The 14,892-nt window shown below is 56.3% G+C and carries 14 protein-coding genes and 4 tRNA genes; 8 read left to right on the forward strand and 10 right to left on the reverse strand.

What is annotated here, in order from left to right; all coding sequences use genetic code 11:
- Positions 1-109 precede the first annotated feature (109 nt).
- The 3 genes from ACWNMW_RS02905 to ACWNMW_RS02915 are packed head-to-tail and all read left to right on the forward strand — an operon-like array spanning position 110 to position 2,258.
- Positions 110-742, forward strand: coding sequence for a DUF47 domain-containing protein (locus ACWNMW_RS02905; protein ID WP_448750940.1), 633 nt, complete (start codon positions 110-112; stop codon positions 740-742).
- 3 nt (positions 743-745) lie between these two features.
- The gene (locus ACWNMW_RS02910; protein ID WP_449489963.1) at positions 746-1,807 is read left to right on the forward strand and encodes an anion permease; all 1,062 of its coding nucleotides are present in this window, start codon (positions 746-748) and stop codon (positions 1,805-1,807) included.
- A 13-nt stretch (positions 1,808-1,820) separates the two neighbouring features.
- A complete protein-coding gene (locus tag ACWNMW_RS02915) occupies positions 1,821-2,258 on the forward strand; it encodes a septum formation family protein (protein WP_448750938.1) in 438 nt (145 codons plus the stop codon).
- 4 nt (positions 2,259-2,262) lie between these two features.
- Here the strand turns inward: ACWNMW_RS02915 and ACWNMW_RS02920 are convergent, their stop codons facing one another.
- The 6 genes from ACWNMW_RS02920 to ACWNMW_RS02945 all read right to left on the reverse strand — a co-directional run bounded on the left by ACWNMW_RS02920 (position 2,263) and on the right by ACWNMW_RS02945 (position 8,690).
- A complete protein-coding gene (locus tag ACWNMW_RS02920) occupies positions 2,263-3,297 on the reverse strand; it encodes an NUDIX hydrolase (RefSeq protein ID WP_295893793.1) in 1,035 nt (344 codons plus the stop codon).
- A gap of 92 nt (positions 3,298-3,389) precedes the next feature.
- On the reverse strand, positions 3,390-4,847 hold the full coding sequence (locus ACWNMW_RS02925) for a sulfatase-like hydrolase/transferase (RefSeq protein ID WP_449489964.1): 1,458 nt from the start codon (positions 4,845-4,847) through the stop codon (positions 3,390-3,392).
- Positions 4,844-5,698, reverse strand: a complete 855-nt coding sequence (locus tag ACWNMW_RS02930; RefSeq protein ID WP_034501204.1) for a carbohydrate ABC transporter permease — start codon at positions 5,696-5,698, stop codon at positions 4,844-4,846. The genes ACWNMW_RS02925 and ACWNMW_RS02930 overlap by 4 nt, the downstream gene beginning before the upstream one ends.
- Positions 5,695-6,645 carry a carbohydrate ABC transporter permease gene (locus ACWNMW_RS02935; RefSeq protein ID WP_052040825.1) on the reverse strand — a complete coding sequence of 317 codons (951 nt, stop codon included), beginning with the start codon at positions 6,643-6,645 and terminating at the stop codon, positions 5,695-5,697. The genes ACWNMW_RS02930 and ACWNMW_RS02935 overlap by 4 nt, the downstream gene beginning before the upstream one ends.
- 1 nt (position 6,646) lies before the next feature.
- Positions 6,647-7,921, reverse strand: coding sequence for an ABC transporter substrate-binding protein (locus tag ACWNMW_RS02940; protein ID WP_034501203.1), 1,275 nt, complete (start codon positions 7,919-7,921; stop codon positions 6,647-6,649).
- Positions 7,922-8,051: 130 nt separating this feature from the next.
- Positions 8,052-8,690, reverse strand: coding sequence for a hypothetical protein (locus ACWNMW_RS02945; protein ID WP_449489965.1), 639 nt, complete (start codon positions 8,688-8,690; stop codon positions 8,052-8,054).
- Positions 8,691-8,756: 66 nt separating this feature from the next.
- On the opposite strand from ACWNMW_RS02945, the gene ACWNMW_RS02950 reads away from it, so the two are divergent.
- Positions 8,757-8,828 (forward strand) — tRNA-Lys (locus ACWNMW_RS02950).
- Here the strand turns inward: ACWNMW_RS02950 and ACWNMW_RS02955 are convergent.
- The 4 genes from ACWNMW_RS02955 to ACWNMW_RS02970 are packed head-to-tail and all read right to left on the reverse strand — an operon-like array spanning position 8,826 to position 12,931.
- Positions 8,826-9,731 (reverse strand): EamA family transporter, encoded by a 906-nt coding sequence (locus ACWNMW_RS02955; protein WP_449489966.1) that lies wholly within the window; start codon positions 9,729-9,731, stop codon positions 8,826-8,828. The genes ACWNMW_RS02950 and ACWNMW_RS02955 overlap by 3 nt on opposite strands.
- The gene (locus ACWNMW_RS02960; RefSeq protein ID WP_449489967.1) at positions 9,728-10,645 is read right to left on the reverse strand and encodes an EamA family transporter; all 918 of its coding nucleotides are present in this window, start codon (positions 10,643-10,645) and stop codon (positions 9,728-9,730) included. The genes ACWNMW_RS02955 and ACWNMW_RS02960 overlap by 4 nt, the downstream gene beginning before the upstream one ends.
- 7 nt (positions 10,646-10,652) lie before the next feature.
- Positions 10,653-11,120, reverse strand: a complete 468-nt coding sequence (gene msrB / locus ACWNMW_RS02965; RefSeq protein WP_034501199.1) for a peptide-methionine (R)-S-oxide reductase MsrB — start codon at positions 11,118-11,120, stop codon at positions 10,653-10,655.
- Positions 11,121-11,122: 2 nt separating this feature from the next.
- Positions 11,123-12,931, reverse strand: a complete 1,809-nt coding sequence (locus tag ACWNMW_RS02970) for a mechanosensitive ion channel family protein (protein WP_449489968.1) — start codon at positions 12,929-12,931, stop codon at positions 11,123-11,125.
- Positions 12,932-13,150: 219 nt separating this feature from the next.
- On the opposite strand from ACWNMW_RS02970, the gene ACWNMW_RS02975 reads away from it, so the two are divergent.
- From ACWNMW_RS02975 to ACWNMW_RS02990, 4 genes are all read left to right on the forward strand, one after another.
- Positions 13,151-13,223 (forward strand) — tRNA-Glu (locus ACWNMW_RS02975).
- Positions 13,224-13,284: 61 nt separating this feature from the next.
- Positions 13,285-13,358: transfer RNA gene (locus ACWNMW_RS02980), tRNA-Asp, on the forward strand.
- A gap of 28 nt (positions 13,359-13,386) precedes the next feature.
- Positions 13,387-13,462, forward strand: a tRNA-Phe gene (locus ACWNMW_RS02985).
- A 298-nt stretch (positions 13,463-13,760) separates the two neighbouring features.
- Positions 13,761-14,892, forward strand: a 1,132-nt coding sequence (locus ACWNMW_RS02990) for an Ig-like domain-containing protein (protein ID WP_449489969.1), incomplete at its 3' end; no start/stop codon positions are given.

A 14,892-nucleotide genomic window follows, 5' to 3' on the forward strand; every position in this document is an offset into this window, starting at 1 on the left:
AATAGACACACTACTCAGCAGGAAGTTCCTGCCTCAGTGAACTTGAATATGCAGTGTGTAATGGATGACGATTGCCTTGAGGCAATCTCAACACAATCGGAGGAACATTATGGGGATCCGCAACAGAACGCAGGGCCCAAATTTCTTTGAATTCTTCACCCAGCAAGCAGACAAGCTCGTTGAGGGCGTCGAAATTCTTGCTCAAATCTACGCTGCTTCCCCCGAAGAACGAGTCGCACTTCGCGATCAGCTTCACGGCGTTGAACACCAATGCGATGAACTCAATCACGAGATCTTCCAGCGCATTAATTCGTCCTTTATTACCCCCTTTGACCGCGAGGATCTTCAGTCCCTAGCCGCTCACCTCGATGACTGCATGGACTTCATCGACGAGGCCGGCGACCTTTTGGTCCTGTACGGCATCACCAACATCCCCGAGGAGATCCTGAGCCTGCTCAAGTCGCAGATCGCGGTTCTCACCCACTGCGCCGAGCTGACCGCGCAGAACATGCCGGCGCTAAAGTCTCCCGTCGACATGCGCGATTACTGGATCGAGATCAACCGCCTCGAAAACGAAGGCGACCTCACCTACCGTCGCGCTCTCACGACGCTTTTTGACTCCGGCCTCGACCCCATCACGATCATCAAGCTCAAGGATGTTGTCGAAAGCTTGGAAGCCTGCGCCGATGCTTTCGAGCACTTGGCAAATATCATCGAGTCCCTCGCACTGAAGGAATCCTGAGTCGTGGATCTTAACCTGATCCTGGTTTGCGTCGTCATCGCCGTTGCTCTGTTCTTCAGCTACACCAACGGCTTCCACGACGCAGCAAACGCGATCGCCACTTCGGTTTCCACAAAAGCCTGGACGCCTCGCGCCGCCTTGCTTATGGCAGCAGTCATGAACATTCTCGGCGCGATGATGGGGACCGCAGTCGCGAAGACAATCGGCGAGGGAATCATCTCCATCAGCCCATACGCTGAATCCACTCAGGTGGAAATGCAGCAAAAGGGCCTGGTCATCATCCTTGCAGCCCTCCTAGGCGCGTGTATTTGGAACCTCATTACATGGTGGTTTGGTCTGCCTTCCTCATCCTCTCACGCACTTATCGGTGGCATGGTTGGCGCAGGTTTGATGAGCGGCACAGCCGTGTACTGGTGGGGAATCGTTAAGTCCGTCATCATTCCGATGTTTGCTTCACCAATCATCGGTTTCGTTATCGGCTACATCGTCATGCGCCTCGTTCTCTTCCTTTTGCGCAATGCTCAATACCACCGCACCATGCGCCGCTTCCGCGCCGCGCAGCGTGTTTCGTCTGCAGCTATGGCGCTGGGCCACGGTATCCAAGACGCACAGAAGACCATGGGCATCATCGTCATGGCTCTCCTTGCCGGCGGCTACGGCGAAACACACCAGATCTACGATCCGGTAACCGGAGACATGACGGTCCCCCTGTGGGTCAAGATTTCCGGAGCCTTGGCAATTTCCCTGGGAACAATGGCCGGCGGCGGACGCATCATGCGTACCATCGGCCGAAAGATCATCGATCTCGACCCCGCACGAGGCTTTGTCTCAGAAGCGGTCTCCTCATCGATCCTCTACCTGTGCTCCTACGTTGTCCACGCCCCGATTTCAACGACGCAGGTCGTATCCACATCGATTATGGGTGTGGGATGTACGAAACGGTTCTCCGCCGTGCGCTGGGGTGTTGCAGGTTCGATCGTGACGGCATGGTTCCTGACCTTGCCGGCGGCCGCCGTCGTATCTGGAATCGTCTACTGGATCTGCGCACTCATCGTTGGCGTCTAGTACCCTCGATAGAGTGAAGTCCTTTTTTAACCGCATCTGTCTCGGTGTGCTTGCCTGTATTTTGGGGGCAGGCACACTGAGCGGGTGCGGTTTTTCATCAGTGATGCGCCTGTCGGTCGGCGCCTGCGTTCAGGTTCCTCCAACGACAAGCGCCTATTCCCTGGAAACCGTCTCATGCTCTCGCCCTCACCAAGCTGAAGTGATCGCGCTACCAACGGTTGCGGGCGCAAATTTCCCCGAGGCCGCACAACTTGAAACGGACGCTCGCCGCGAGTGCGAGCTGGCTTTCCGGTCCTACGTTGGAATCCCTGCTGAGGATTCTGCTCTTGATCTCCTTTGGCTTGCCCCAAGCCGCGAATCGTGGGAGCGCGGCGACCGACAGATCGTCTGCCTCGCAGCAGCAAACGGCCAACAAACCCTGAGCGGCTCAATCCACGACTCAGCGTATTAGACCGCTACTCTCCGGTCCTGGGTGCATGCCTTTCAACATCAAGGACGCGAACCTGTCCCCCATGCACGACGGTGTGCAAAATAACCATCTCCGAGGCCGAAAGTTCTCTGGCATCGAGCGGAAAATTCATGCGCACACCCGAAGGCGTGAACTGCCGAAATACGTCAAAAATTCCGGGAAGCATGCTTCGCGGCGCACATAGGACCCGCGGCTCACTGTCACTAATGAGCGCGCGAGCGAAGGCCTCGTCAGAGGAGGGGGAATTCGCTCCAGCGGCGCGCGACGGGAGTGCCTCGATGTCGACTCCCGCGAGTGCAGCCCACGGCCCCAAGGTCTGGCGGGTCCGCGCACTCGAGGTCGCCATTGCCCGGCGCACACCGTAAGACGAGAGCAGATCGACAAGCTCGAGGGCTTCTCGCACGCCAACACGCGACAGGGGCCGAGTCTCCTCGTCTCCCTCCCACTGCTGAGCAGAAACCGTGCGCGCATGAGGAAGCAGTGCCAGCGCGGTTGTAACAAGTTCGCCGCTGCGGCCTCGCATGACAAGTTCTGTCAACAGGCGCCGGTCCCCGCGCCGCGTCAGAAGATCGTGAGCGCGAGAAGTCGTCATCCACTGCGTTTGGTCGATTTCGCGCGAGGGGGCACGGTGGACGGGTTTGCGCAGGTGGACGAGGCCGTCGTCCTTTCCCCCGTCACTTTCCATCAGCGTTCCCACCCAGTAGCGCACTTCCTTGGTCTGCCCTGAGCCGAGGCGGTAGCGCTGGGTAGTCAGTGGCGCACCGAGGCGGATGACGTGGCCGGTTTCTTCTTCGACCTCGCGCACTGCTGCGACGGGAATAGTTTCTTTACCCTCAATCTTTCCCTTGGGCCACGACCAATCGTGGTACTGGGGACGGTGAACCAGCAGGACTTCGATGTCTCGTTCATCCAGCACTTCCCCGGGAATGATCGGTCGTGCGGGGTCGCGAAAGCGCCACACGAGAGCGCCACCTGCGCGAATGAGGCGCATCGGGGGCATGGGCTGAGGGCTGGGTGTCACGTTATTAACCCTAACGTAGAGTGAGCGCGGGTGTGGATCATACGCCGCACCCGCGCTCACTTCACCTGCCGGAAATGTCCGAAATGGTGTTTCTATTCCTCACCGAATTGGACGAAGGCCTCTGTTTCGCGGGAGCGCCACAGGGGCATGATCTGGCCAAGGCCAGTAACATCCAGACCAATACCGGAAAATCGTGGATCCTCATGGGCCTCAAACCAATGGTCAAGCTCGTTTCTCAACTCGGATTGAATTCCACTGTAGGTCGGATCATCGATGAGATTGCGGCGTTCATCGGGATCGCATTCGAGGTCGTAAAGTTCCTCTGGTCCTTCTTCACGCCAGACGTATTTGAGCATCCCACGTCGGATCATTCGTGCGGCTCCATATTCATCGAAAACTGCGACAGACTCGCTGCCCGACTTGCCTCGAAGGATATCGACCAGTGTGCCTTCGCCCCGGCGTTGATCATCCGCGCATTCAACCCCGGCCAATTCACACAAGCTCGTGAACAAATTGAGGCTAGAAATTAGTTCCTCAACCGGCGAGGCATACCCACGCCCACGCTGCGGATCGATACCGACGGAAGCGGCGACGGCCTCGGGAATTCGAATCAGGAAGGGAACTCGTACGGAGTTATCCCAGAAGTTCAAGGGGAAAGTACCGTTTCCCTTTCCCCAGATTCCGTGATGCCCACAAGAGAAGCCGTTATCAGACATGAAGATCACGATCGTGTTTTCCCACTCCTCCTGTTTCTTGAGCTCATCGACGAGGGCGCCGAACACCCGATCGACTCCACTGAGCGCGGCACAGTAGCCACGAAGAGAAGGAACTGGATCTCGATAGGCATCAGAGAATTGATGTACCCGTTGGTAATCGGCCCAAGGATGGGGTTCCTCTCGTGGAATCGAAGGGAATTCCTCGTCTTCGTAAATGTTGAGGAGTTCATCGGGATGCTGGTCTTCTCCCCACGGATCGTGCGGAGCCGTTGTCGCAGCAAAGAGGAAGAAAGGTTTCTTTTCACTGCTTCCACTCGTCTCGGCCGCTCGCGTGCGAAGGAACTCGAGGGCATGGATGCCAACTGCATCGGTGAAGTACAACTCCTCCTCGGCCTCGTGACCATCTTTCCAAATCGGCGCCCCCATGTATGGGCCACCCCCGTAGCGATGCGCGTACCACGAGGAGAATCCTGGTGCTGGCTTGCAGGAATCCCCTAGGTGCCACTTACCACTCAGTGCGCAGGTGTAACCCGAGCGATGAAGAATCTGCGGGAGAGTTTCGAGGTGGTCAAGGTAGGTGTCGGGATGCGCGCGAGGATGCCGAGTCCCCGTGAGCCAATCGTGCACACCGTGAGTGGAGGGCATGGTTCCAGTGAGGATCGATGCGCGCGCCGGAGAACACACCGGTGAGGGCGTGTGCATCTGCGTGAAGACATACGCCTCCGATGCGAATTCTTCCAAGGCGGGCATGCGCAGTTCAGGCGTGATCCACGGAAGCGCCCACGGACCCTGATCGTCAGTGAGAAAGAGCAGGATATTGGGACGCAGGCTCATTCCTTGACACCTCCAGCAGAGACCCCGGCGGTGAAGTAACGCTGACCGAAGAGGAAAATCACGACGATTGGCAAGGTCATGAGAATAACCGCTGCCATGAGGAGGCTCCACTGAGTTGAGTTCTCTTGATAGAACACTGCGAGTCCTAATTGGAGCGTACGCATGTCGTTTGATTTCACAGATACCAATGGCCACAAGAAGTCGTTCCATGCTCCTTGGAAAGCAAGCACCGAAACGACCGCAACCGCTGGAAGCGCGAGGGGCGTGTAGATCTGCCAGAAAATACGTCCTTCACTTGCACCATCGACTCGTGCCGATTCACCCAGTTCATCGGGAAGATCCAAGTAGAACTGGCGCATCAAGAAAATACACAGTGCGGAAATTACGTGCGGAACAACCAAGGCCGCGTAGGTATCCAGTAATCCAGAACCGCCGTTTCCCCAAAGGTCGTTACCTCCCGCGAAGGGCACGTGCGTGACGATAACGAAGAGCGGGACCATCATGACTTCTGGCGGAACAATGATGAGCGCAATGAGGACGAGCATGATGGTCTTCTTGCCCGGGATCGGCATCTTTGCAAGCGCATAGCCAGCCATCGCACATAAAAGGACCTGAAGTACCGTCGAGGCCAAGGACACGACAAGCGAGTTCGCGAAGAAGAGCGGGAAGTTCTCTGCACGCATGGCTTCAGCGAAGTTCGACCAGGCGAATTCATCTGGGATACCGAACTGTAATTCACGATCTGCCGGGGCTAGGGCAACCAAGAAAATTGAGGCCAAAGGAACAACGTATAGAGCTGTGATGATCAGGGCAAGGGTATGGAAGATGCCAGATCGAAGAATTTTTCTCATCGTGTCCCTCCAGAGTGCTCAAGCGTGCGCTCGGGGGTAGCACTGCGACGTGCTGCCCGGTTTTGGAACAGGCGAACGGGCAGTCCGACGACGATCACCGTCGAGAAGAGCAGGACAGCAATGGCGCATGCTCGCCCAATGTCGAGGTAGGTGAATGCTGATTCATAGAGCTCGTAGACGATCGTTCGCGTGGAGTTTTCAGGGCCACCTTGGGTCATGACATAAGCCTGAGTGAACATTTGGAAACCACCCATTAACCAGGTGATTGCCACGAAGAACAAAGTGTTCTTCAGCTGCGGTATCACAACGTAAATCAAGCGACGGAAAGCACCGGCTCCATCAATTTGAGCGGCTTCAATGAGTTGGGGCGGTATCGCTTGGATTCCAGCCAGCAAGATGACCATGTAGTAGCCCATGTTGCGCCACAAGGACACAAGCAAAATTGAGGGCATTGCCGTAGATGCTTCAGTGAGGAAGTAGATCTTTGGCATTCCCATGTCTTGGAGAAACTCGTTGATTGGTCCTGAAAATGGATCAAAGAAGAAAGACCAGAACAGGGCGACAATGACGTAGGACATCGCTTGCGGCATATAAACGATCGTTCTCATCACTGAGTTTCCATGCAGTTTTTGACTGAAGAGCATGGCGATCATAAAGGCGACTACGACGCCGATAGCAACCTGCCCGAAAGCGAAGTACAGGGTGTTACCGATTGCTTGTAGGAAGACCTGATCGGAGAAGAGACCAATGTAGTTCTCAAAACCAACCCACTCTGGAGGATTAATCAGGTCGTACTTGGTAAAGGAAAACACTGCTGCAAGTGCAAGAGGCAGGAGGGTGAAGAGAATGACTGCAACCCCTCCCGGGGCAATCAGTGACAGGCCGGCTCGTCGGCGCTGGCGTTCCAGCGCCGACGAGCAACGAGCTGTATTCAATTGACGAGCCATGTCAGTGCCCGAAGGCGTTGAGTTTCTGGTCTATTGCTGCAAGAGTCTCATCCACTCCTACTGATCCGCGGACTGCCGGATCAAGAAGCTTGTTGATGTCTCCGCCGAATTGCATCATGCCCGGGTGCGGGGGCTGTGATTGAGCGTCTTTTGCCAGCGCCATGAGCTGGAGTCCCGTTTCACCGAGCCACGAAGCCTCAGCTAGATCGGTACGAACTGGCAAAACACCATAGCTCTCATCAAAAGCGCTCAGGTTGTCCTTTTCCATGAGGAAGGAGATGAACTCGAAGGCCTTATCGGGGTTCTTGGAGTTCTTTGCGATAGCGAGCTTGTTGATCCACGCTCCAGCAGCGCCCTTCGATGCCGAAGGACCAACCAATGCGGGGCCAATAAGGAGTTGCTTGGCAACCTCAGGGTTCGTGCTCTCGGCGTTGTAGTAGTCGTTTCGAGATCCCAAGCCCATCGCCGACTGACCTGAAACCAAAGGACGCGCCCCACTTCCGGAGTAGACCAGGTGGTAGTCAGCGGTTCCTTCCTTGAAGCTCGTCACCAAGAAGTCCAAGGCTTCACGAGCCTGTGGGGAAGAGAAGTTCGATGTCCCGTCTTCTTTCCAGTACTTGGCTTCGTTTTGCATCATGAGCTGAGCGAATCCTTGCTGGAGGCCGATGGACTTGTCGGTGCCCCAGAAAATCGGAGATTCGCAAATCCCGGCGTCACGCACCTTGAGTGCGACTTGGTGGAATTCCTCCCATGTTGTCGGCAGTTTCGTTGTGTCAACACCGGCTTTTTCGAGGAGGTCCTTGCGGTAGACCGGAACGCGAAGATCGAAGCCGTAGGGAATCGAGTACTGCTTTCCGTCCCACTGCCCGTCTTTGAGTAGCTCTGGGAAAATCTTGTCTTTGTCTGCCCATTTGTCCATGTACGGGCCAAGATCAAGAAGGGCTCCCTTATCAGCCAGCGGCGCGGTCCAGATCGCGCCGAGAGAAACGACATCGGCCATCTGCTTCGAGGCAGCTGCGGTCGTGTACTTCTGGAAGGCACTCCCCCAGTCTGAGGTCTGCAAAGTGACGGTAACACCGGTCTTCTTCTTGAATTCCGGTAGGACATTTTTCTCGATGTGCTCGATCGATTTCTGCGATGCTCCGAGCATCATGAAGGTGAGTTTTTCCTCGCTTCCTGAAGAGGATTTTGAGGCACCTCCAGAACACGAAGTGAGCAGCGAAAGCGCTGCAATACCCGCGATAAAGGCGGTTCCAAAGCGTCTACGAGTAGACATGGGTACTCCTTGTGAGAACAACTCGACTTTGAGAAATTCACACACCCCGTCGCTGTTACCTGCGTCATACTAGCAGCCGACTTGGGCGATGCCAATACCTTTTGTAACTTCGCAATACTAAATAAAAGTCTCAGTCCAAATCGCCGATGCGAGCACGGGAAGCGGCTCGCTCCAATTCCTGCGCAGTCATGACCAACGCACGAGCACGCGTGGTCACCCCGTAGGCCAAGGCATCGTGCGGATCATCAATCCACTGCTGACCAACCCGAGGATCTCCAGCGGCAATAATCCGCATCGCACGTGCGATGGCAGTGAAGATCTCCTCAAGATCATCATCTGTGCGCTCTCCCAACAGCAGCGCATCAGCTTGTGCGATGACCTCATCAAGCGGCGCATCATTCAAGGGACGTTCAAGGCCCGGGACGCGTTCGGCACCAAGTCCCAGAAGATACAGCTCAGCCACGATCAAGGGGTCGCGGTGATACCACTCGCGGAACAAGTAAACCCGCCACAATGCACCGGGAAGAGTGAAGTCTGGACTCGAGGCCCATAGCTCAGCAACCAGAGGGATCCCACCCGTGGAGACAAGCTCCTTCAAACGCGCAAGCGCATGACCATCGAAATCCTCATCACCAACCCCAAGCAACGCCCAGGCAGTCGAGTGCGCGAGAACCGAGGAATCCGCCACATCCTGAGCTCCAACAATTGCTTCAGTCTGCGCATAGTCCAAGATCGCGGGACGCCTGGGGATGCGTTGCGTTTCGCCCATTTGCTCTCCTGCCATTAAGATGGTGGGGTTGGTTCGGTTTTCCGGCCACATTGCGGGAAATCCCGCGGGCCTATAGCTCAATGGTAGAGCAGCGGACTTTTAATCCGTGGGTTGGGGGTTCGAGTCCCCCTGGGCCTACTCAGCACTAGCAAGACGGTCGACGTCGACCTCCGGGTGAGCCCGCCCCGCCAAGGACGCAATCCCCACAGCAATCGAGATACACACCAAACCGACCAATTGCCACAGGCTAGGAATCTGACGCAAAAGCAGCGCACCGATCAACGCCGAAGTTGCAGGAAGAAGTGCAGTAAACAAAGCAAAAGTCGCAGCAGACACCCGTTTCATCGCCATCGCCTCGAGCGTATAGGGGAAGACCGTCGACAAGAAAGCCAAAGCAACCACCGCAATCAGAACCCTGCGGTCACTGAACGCAGCCATCGCACCGGGCCCGAGGATCGGTGCAGAGATCAATGCACTGAAAGCACACCCCAGCGACAAGTTCACCATCGCAGAACTCGACGAAGCCGCTTTCTGCCCCAACACGATGTAAGTCGCCCACGACGCACCGGCCGCCAAAATCCACGCGACCCCAGCCAAGGTTCTCGGAGCACTCAAATCCAACCCAAGTCCGCCGATTGCGCACACCCCAGCCAGGGCAAAGAAGGCTGCAATTCTTGGTGCCCAGCCACGGCCTCGTACAACAGCAACCGTTACAGGACCAAGGAACTCAAGGGAGACCGCAGCACCCAGGGGAATGCGAGAGATTGCCTCGTAAAAGCAGGCGTTCATGCAGACCAAGGCAATGCCGAAGAAGAGAGCGCCCTTCAGAGTCGCGCGATCGATGCCTCGCCACGGGCGCACCCACGCACACAGGACCAAACCGCCAACGAATCCCCTCCACCAGGCAACCGAGGCCGGCTCAACGACCGAGAATGCAAAGACTGCAACTGCAGCGCCACTGTACTGAATGAGCGCCGAGGCGACGATGAGGATTTGAGCAGGAACACGGTTGATCAGGGATACGGGAGTTCGATTCGTCACGGAGCTAATTCAACCATTTCATGCACTTCCTCGGCGAGAACAGTGTGATCCTTGGTGCCATGGCGGGACGCAATTGCGACCGCGAAGGAGATCAAGAGAAGACCAATCATCTGCCATAGGGTCGGAATCTGGCGAAGAATAATGACCCCAACAAGAAGCGAGGAAGCGGGTGAAAGCGCGGTAAATAGCGAGAAATCCGCCGCTGAGACGCGGTGCATCGCAATGGCTTCGAAGGAACAGGGAACAATCGTTGACAAGACTGCCACAACAATGACGATTCCCAGGATGCGAGGTTGAGTGATCGCGGGAGAAGCTTGGTGGAGAACAAAAGGCGCAACGATCAGCCCGCTCAGCGCACAGCCCACAGCAAGGTTCGTGACTCCCGATCGCTTCGAAGCAACGCTCTGGCCAAGGAGAATGTAAATCGCCCAGGCGGCTGCGGTGAACGCGGCCCATTTCATGCCAGTGAAGGTGCGCGCATCGGACAGGTCAAGGCCCAAACCGCCAATGGCAACAACCCCAGCCATCGCCAGAACTGCGGCAATTCTTGGGCCAATTCCTCGGCCTCGGACAACGGCAACAACAACGGGGCCAATGAACTCCATCGACACCGCGGCCCCCATCGGCAAGTAATCAATTGACTCATAGAAGGCGACATTCATTGCCAGCAGGGACAAGCCAAAGAGTGCCGATTCAAGAAGATCTCTCCAGGTCAGCCCGGCCCTCCACGGACGCCTCAGCGCGCATAGAAATATGCCCGCAATGAAGACGCGCAGCCACGCGATAACACCCGGCTCAAGCGCGGAAAAAATCGTGACTGCAAACGCGGCACCACTGTACGCACTGAGCGCTGCGCCGATGATCAGAACGGGCGCAGAAACATGTGTGAGGAGTGCACGAAGATGGGAGAGCACCTACCCACTATGCCATAGCGGCAGGTACAAAATGAAGACTCAACGAGTTCATACAAAAGCGATTTCCAGTGGGCTGATCTGGTGCGTCGTCAAAAATGTGGCCGAGATGCGAATCGCAGGTTGCACAACGCACTTCAATGCGCCTCATTCCATGGGAAATATCCTCGAAGTAGTTGACGGCTCCGGGAAGAGACTCATAGAAACTTGGCCATCCGCAGTGCGAATCGAACTTGGTTGTCGAGGGGAAGAGCTGCGCCCCGCATGCGGCACACACGTAGGTTCCTTCCCGCCGTTCCTCCAATAGCTCACCGGTGAAAGGCGCTTCGGTTCCAGCCTGACGCAAGACAAGGAACTGCTGGGGACTTAAACGCTCACGCCATTCCTCTTCGCTTAAATGCACACTTGGGGCACTTTGCTCACTGCGGGCGAGGTGTTCGAGTTTCGTTGCGCGATCGCGGGTGCGAATAATTTTCATGATCAATTCCTCTCGCTTCGAGGCTCCGGAAGGGGGCGGGTCGCATCTTGGGGAATGCGCGGGCCACCGTCTTTACGCGCCGCTTCTTCTTGGTGGCGCTTTGCTGCCGCCTCGCGTTCAGCGAGGACATCTTCACCCGGTCCGGCGTAGATTTCGTTGCGTTCATCGGCCTCGGGAGATCCCGAAAAGAGACGTTCCCCGCGGATCACTGTTTCCTCGGGGTGAGCACCCGTTTCCTGGGGTCGAGAAGGTGCCGAGGCGGCGGGAAGCACCGCGGTTTCCTGCGGCGCGGGGTGAAGCTTGCCGAGGCGCGCGTTGGCCTCTGCGACCTTCTGTGCCAGTTGCTCGGCAACGAGAGAGTGGAGCATGGTCTGCGTGAAGACTTGAGTTTGTTCTTCGGCGGGGCTGGGGGCAACGCTTCGGATACTTCCCGTGTCCGCCAATTCGCGTTGACGTTGCGCCATTGCGCGCCTGCGCGCTCGCTTTGCCTTTTGTCGCGCGGCAAGCAAGCGCACCTCGTGCACGGCATCTTCCCCCTCCCCTGTCGAGGCCGTGGGCGAAGTGGAAACTGGAGAGTCAGGTGAGTGTGTGGTGTGCGCATCAGGGGCACCGGTCGTATCAACCGCGATACCCGACAGTTCCTTTGCGAGGCGGGCGATGGCCTCGCGAGAAGTATCGTGCTGGATGCTTTGAATATCGAGGGGCTGAATGCGGGTCAATGGACGTACTGCAGGTTCTTGCTCAGCAATCCAGCGGATCATGTTTTCGCGCAGGTAGCAGCGCAGGTCCCACAGTGTCCCAGAATCCTTTGCGGAAACGACGATGCGAACCGTGATGGTCGTTGCATCCGAGTCGGCGACTTGGACCGCCCACGAGCGCCCGTCCCACAAGTCCGTTGCCAAGAGAAGTTTTTGCACCTGGTTTCGGATCAGGGTCATGGGAGCGGCCCAATCCAATTTGAGCTCGACAGAGCCGAGCTGTTTGGCGGCTCGACGCGTCCAATTTTCGAAAGTGTTTGAGGTGAAATAGGTAGAGGGGACAATAAGTCGACGTTCATCAGCGAGGCGAACAACGATGTACGAGAGGGTAATTTCTTCGACTTTTCCGGAGGGAGCATTCGTTCCCCCAGCGACCACGACATCACCCACACGGATCGCATCAGTGAATGCGAGCTGGATTCCTGCAAAGACATTGCCCAAGGTTTGTTGCGCGGCAAGACCGGCGATGACGGAGATGAGACCGGCAGAGGCCAGAACGGTCGTCATCGCTTGGCGGGCGGCATCGAAAGTGAAGAGAGCGAAGCAGACTCCGACGATGATGATGAGGACTTGGAGTAAGCGACGAATGATTTGCGCTTGGGTTTCGAATTTACGGGAGACACCGCCGTCACGTGCCTGACGGATTTGCGTAGCATCTTCGAAGATCCAGGCGCAGTTATAGATCATCCAAGTCGTCGTGAGAATGGAAACGATGAGCAGGACATGCGAGGCGAAACCAACTAATCCACCGTTCGACCAATCAGAGAGAGTCGTATTGACGAGCATCACCTGCAGGCCGATCCATGCGCCCCATGACAGAGCTGTCAGATAGAAGGAGGTGCGAACTCGTTTAACGATGGCGGCAAAGTAGCGTGAGCGGCGGGCGATTGGTCGCACGACGATGGCGATTGCGAGTGCGACGAAAAAGCCGATTGCAGCACCAACAAAAGCAGCAAAAACAAGCGATGCGACATTGAGCGCATTGTCGACTGCTGCCTGGGTAATCCCCGAGGGGGAAGGCGAAGGAGAGGAATCGTCTAGAGGAAAAATCATCAAACCATCCTTATGTCGCTCATCATCTTCTCAATCAAGCCTATGCGCGATCAATGAAAAGCGCCTGATGCTTGCGCGAGAGGCAATGACAAAAAGACGCGATATTTCAATGAAAAGTCCGTGTGTGACGGTCATCACTGCCATTCTTTTTGCTTTAATGGCGCGCTTCTGCCTAATATTCTCTTCGTCCTCGGACGCCAGACCGGTGGCCGAACAATGGCCCCCATCGTCTAGAGGCCTAGGACACCGCCCTTTCACGGCGGCGACACGGGTTCGAATCCCGTTGGGGGTACTTCTTCGAAGTCGTTCGTGTCGACAGTGAAGAAAAATTCAATAGGCTTCACCTATTGTGAGGCCCCGTAGCGCAGTTGGTTAGCGCGCCGCCCTGTCACGGCGGAGGTCGCGGGTTCAAGTCCCGTCGGGGTCGCAAGACCAGGCCAGTAGGTTTCGGTCCTGGCTCTGTAGCTCAGTTGGTAGAGCGTTCGACTGAAAATCGAAAGGTCACCGGATCGACGCCGGTCGGAGCCACCAGATAAAACCCCCGCAAAGCGGGGGTTTTGCTTTACCTATCTCACATCAAGTACTGCGCACCCATTTCTCTCCATTGCCGTCTTGTCAATAATGTGAGCCACATAACGTTTTCTCTTCAATAACCCGAACACACTCCTTACAAAGCGCAGTAACGCGCGACTCTCTCGCCTCCCCTCACTTCCCAAAACAAGGAAAGAGAGTGAGCTTCCCTGTCGAAAAAGCGATACGCACTTGAATCCTCACACCAAAGCTCACTAACATTTAGATATCCCACACAGATATTTCAGGAGATTTTAAGGTGTTGACACGCGTAAAAAAGGCTGCGGGATCAGCAGTTTCGGGGCTCGCAATGCTCCTCTCTTGCTTCCTCGCATTGGCCTACATCGTTGTTTCTCAGGCAGGTGCCTCTCAGGCAGCAACCATCAACGACATCGTTAAAGATGTCCGCCTTTCCGGTGTTAGCGCTTCTACCAAGCTCGGCATTGGCACCATGATGCAGGTTGACTTCACCATCGATGGAACCGGCAAGAACATCCGTGAAGGTGACACCTTCACCATCCAAGCTCCCGCAGAACTCAATACCTTCGCAGCAACCGGCACGAAGCTTGAGTTCGACATGACGGCTCCCGACGGTGCAGTTGCGGTCAAATGTTCGGCTCCCGCACCTCAACCCGGCGCAATCATCACCTGCACTTTCACCGATTACGCGAATACTCACCAGATCACCACCGGGTCCGGCTGGGCGAAGATGAGCGCTGCAGCGAAGACCAATGCAGCTGCGGTCACCTTCACCATTGACGGCAAGCCCGTCTCTGTCCCCCTCCCCGGCGATGGCACGGGTATTGGTGATACCAATCTCGGAAAGACCACCAAGCACAATAAGGGTGGCACCGTGGATAGTGACGATGCCTCGCTGATCAACTGGTCGATCAACGTCATCGAATCCGGAATCTCTGTGAGCACCATTACTGTCGAGGACATCTTCCAGGACGACAACGGCGGCTACACGCTGGCTAACGAACCTTCAATGTCCGTGTGGGCAAACGGTGATGATTTCCCGCTGGGCGAGTCAACCTCTGTGTCCAATGGTGACGCCATCAACGGCGGTGTCTTCACTGTGACGAAGAAGGCGGATGGCACCGGTTTCACCGCCACGTGGCCCAAGGGCACCGGAAATGCGGTGTACTCGATTTCCTACAACACCAAGATCAAGAACCCGGCTATGGTCGGAAAGTCCGCGACCTTCAAGAACAACGCCTCGGTGAACGGAGTTGTCCTTAACGGTAAGGCTGTGATCACTGCTGACGGTGGCGGCTCCACCGAAGGCAACACGACCACGACTCCTACCCCGGCTGTGACAACGACGCCTACTCCGACGGTCACAACCACCACACCTACCCCCGTGGTGACCACGACCCCAACCCCTGTCG

The organism is Actinomyces sp. Marseille-QA0893, from assembly GCF_976954355.1.

Bases quoted from the DNA above. Each gene is read 5' to 3' on its own strand.
- ACWNMW_RS02905 (WP_448750940.1), top strand. From the start codon at position 110: ATGGGGATCCGCAACAGAACGCAGGGCCCAAATTTCTTTGAATTCTTC.
- ACWNMW_RS02925 (WP_449489964.1), bottom strand. From the start codon at position 4,847: ATGAGCCTGCGTCCCAATATCCTGCTCTTTCTCACTGACGATCAGGGT.
- ACWNMW_RS02930 (WP_034501204.1), bottom strand. From the start codon at position 5,698: ATGAGAAAAATTCTTCGATCTGGCATCTTCCATACCCTTGCCCTGATC.
- ACWNMW_RS02935 (WP_052040825.1), bottom strand. From the start codon at position 6,645: ATGGCTCGTCAATTGAATACAGCTCGTTGCTCGTCGGCGCTGGAACGC.
- ACWNMW_RS02940 (WP_034501203.1), bottom strand. From the start codon at position 7,921: ATGTCTACTCGTAGACGCTTTGGAACCGCCTTTATCGCGGGTATTGCA.
- ACWNMW_RS02945 (WP_449489965.1), bottom strand. From the start codon at position 8,690: ATGGGCGAAACGCAACGCATCCCCAGGCGTCCCGCGATCTTGGACTAT.
- msrB (WP_034501199.1), bottom strand. From the start codon at position 11,120: ATGAAAATTATTCGCACCCGCGATCGCGCAACGAAACTCGAACACCTC.
- ACWNMW_RS02970 (WP_449489968.1), bottom strand. From the start codon at position 12,931: ATGATTTTTCCTCTAGACGATTCCTCTCCTTCGCCTTCCCCCTCGGGG.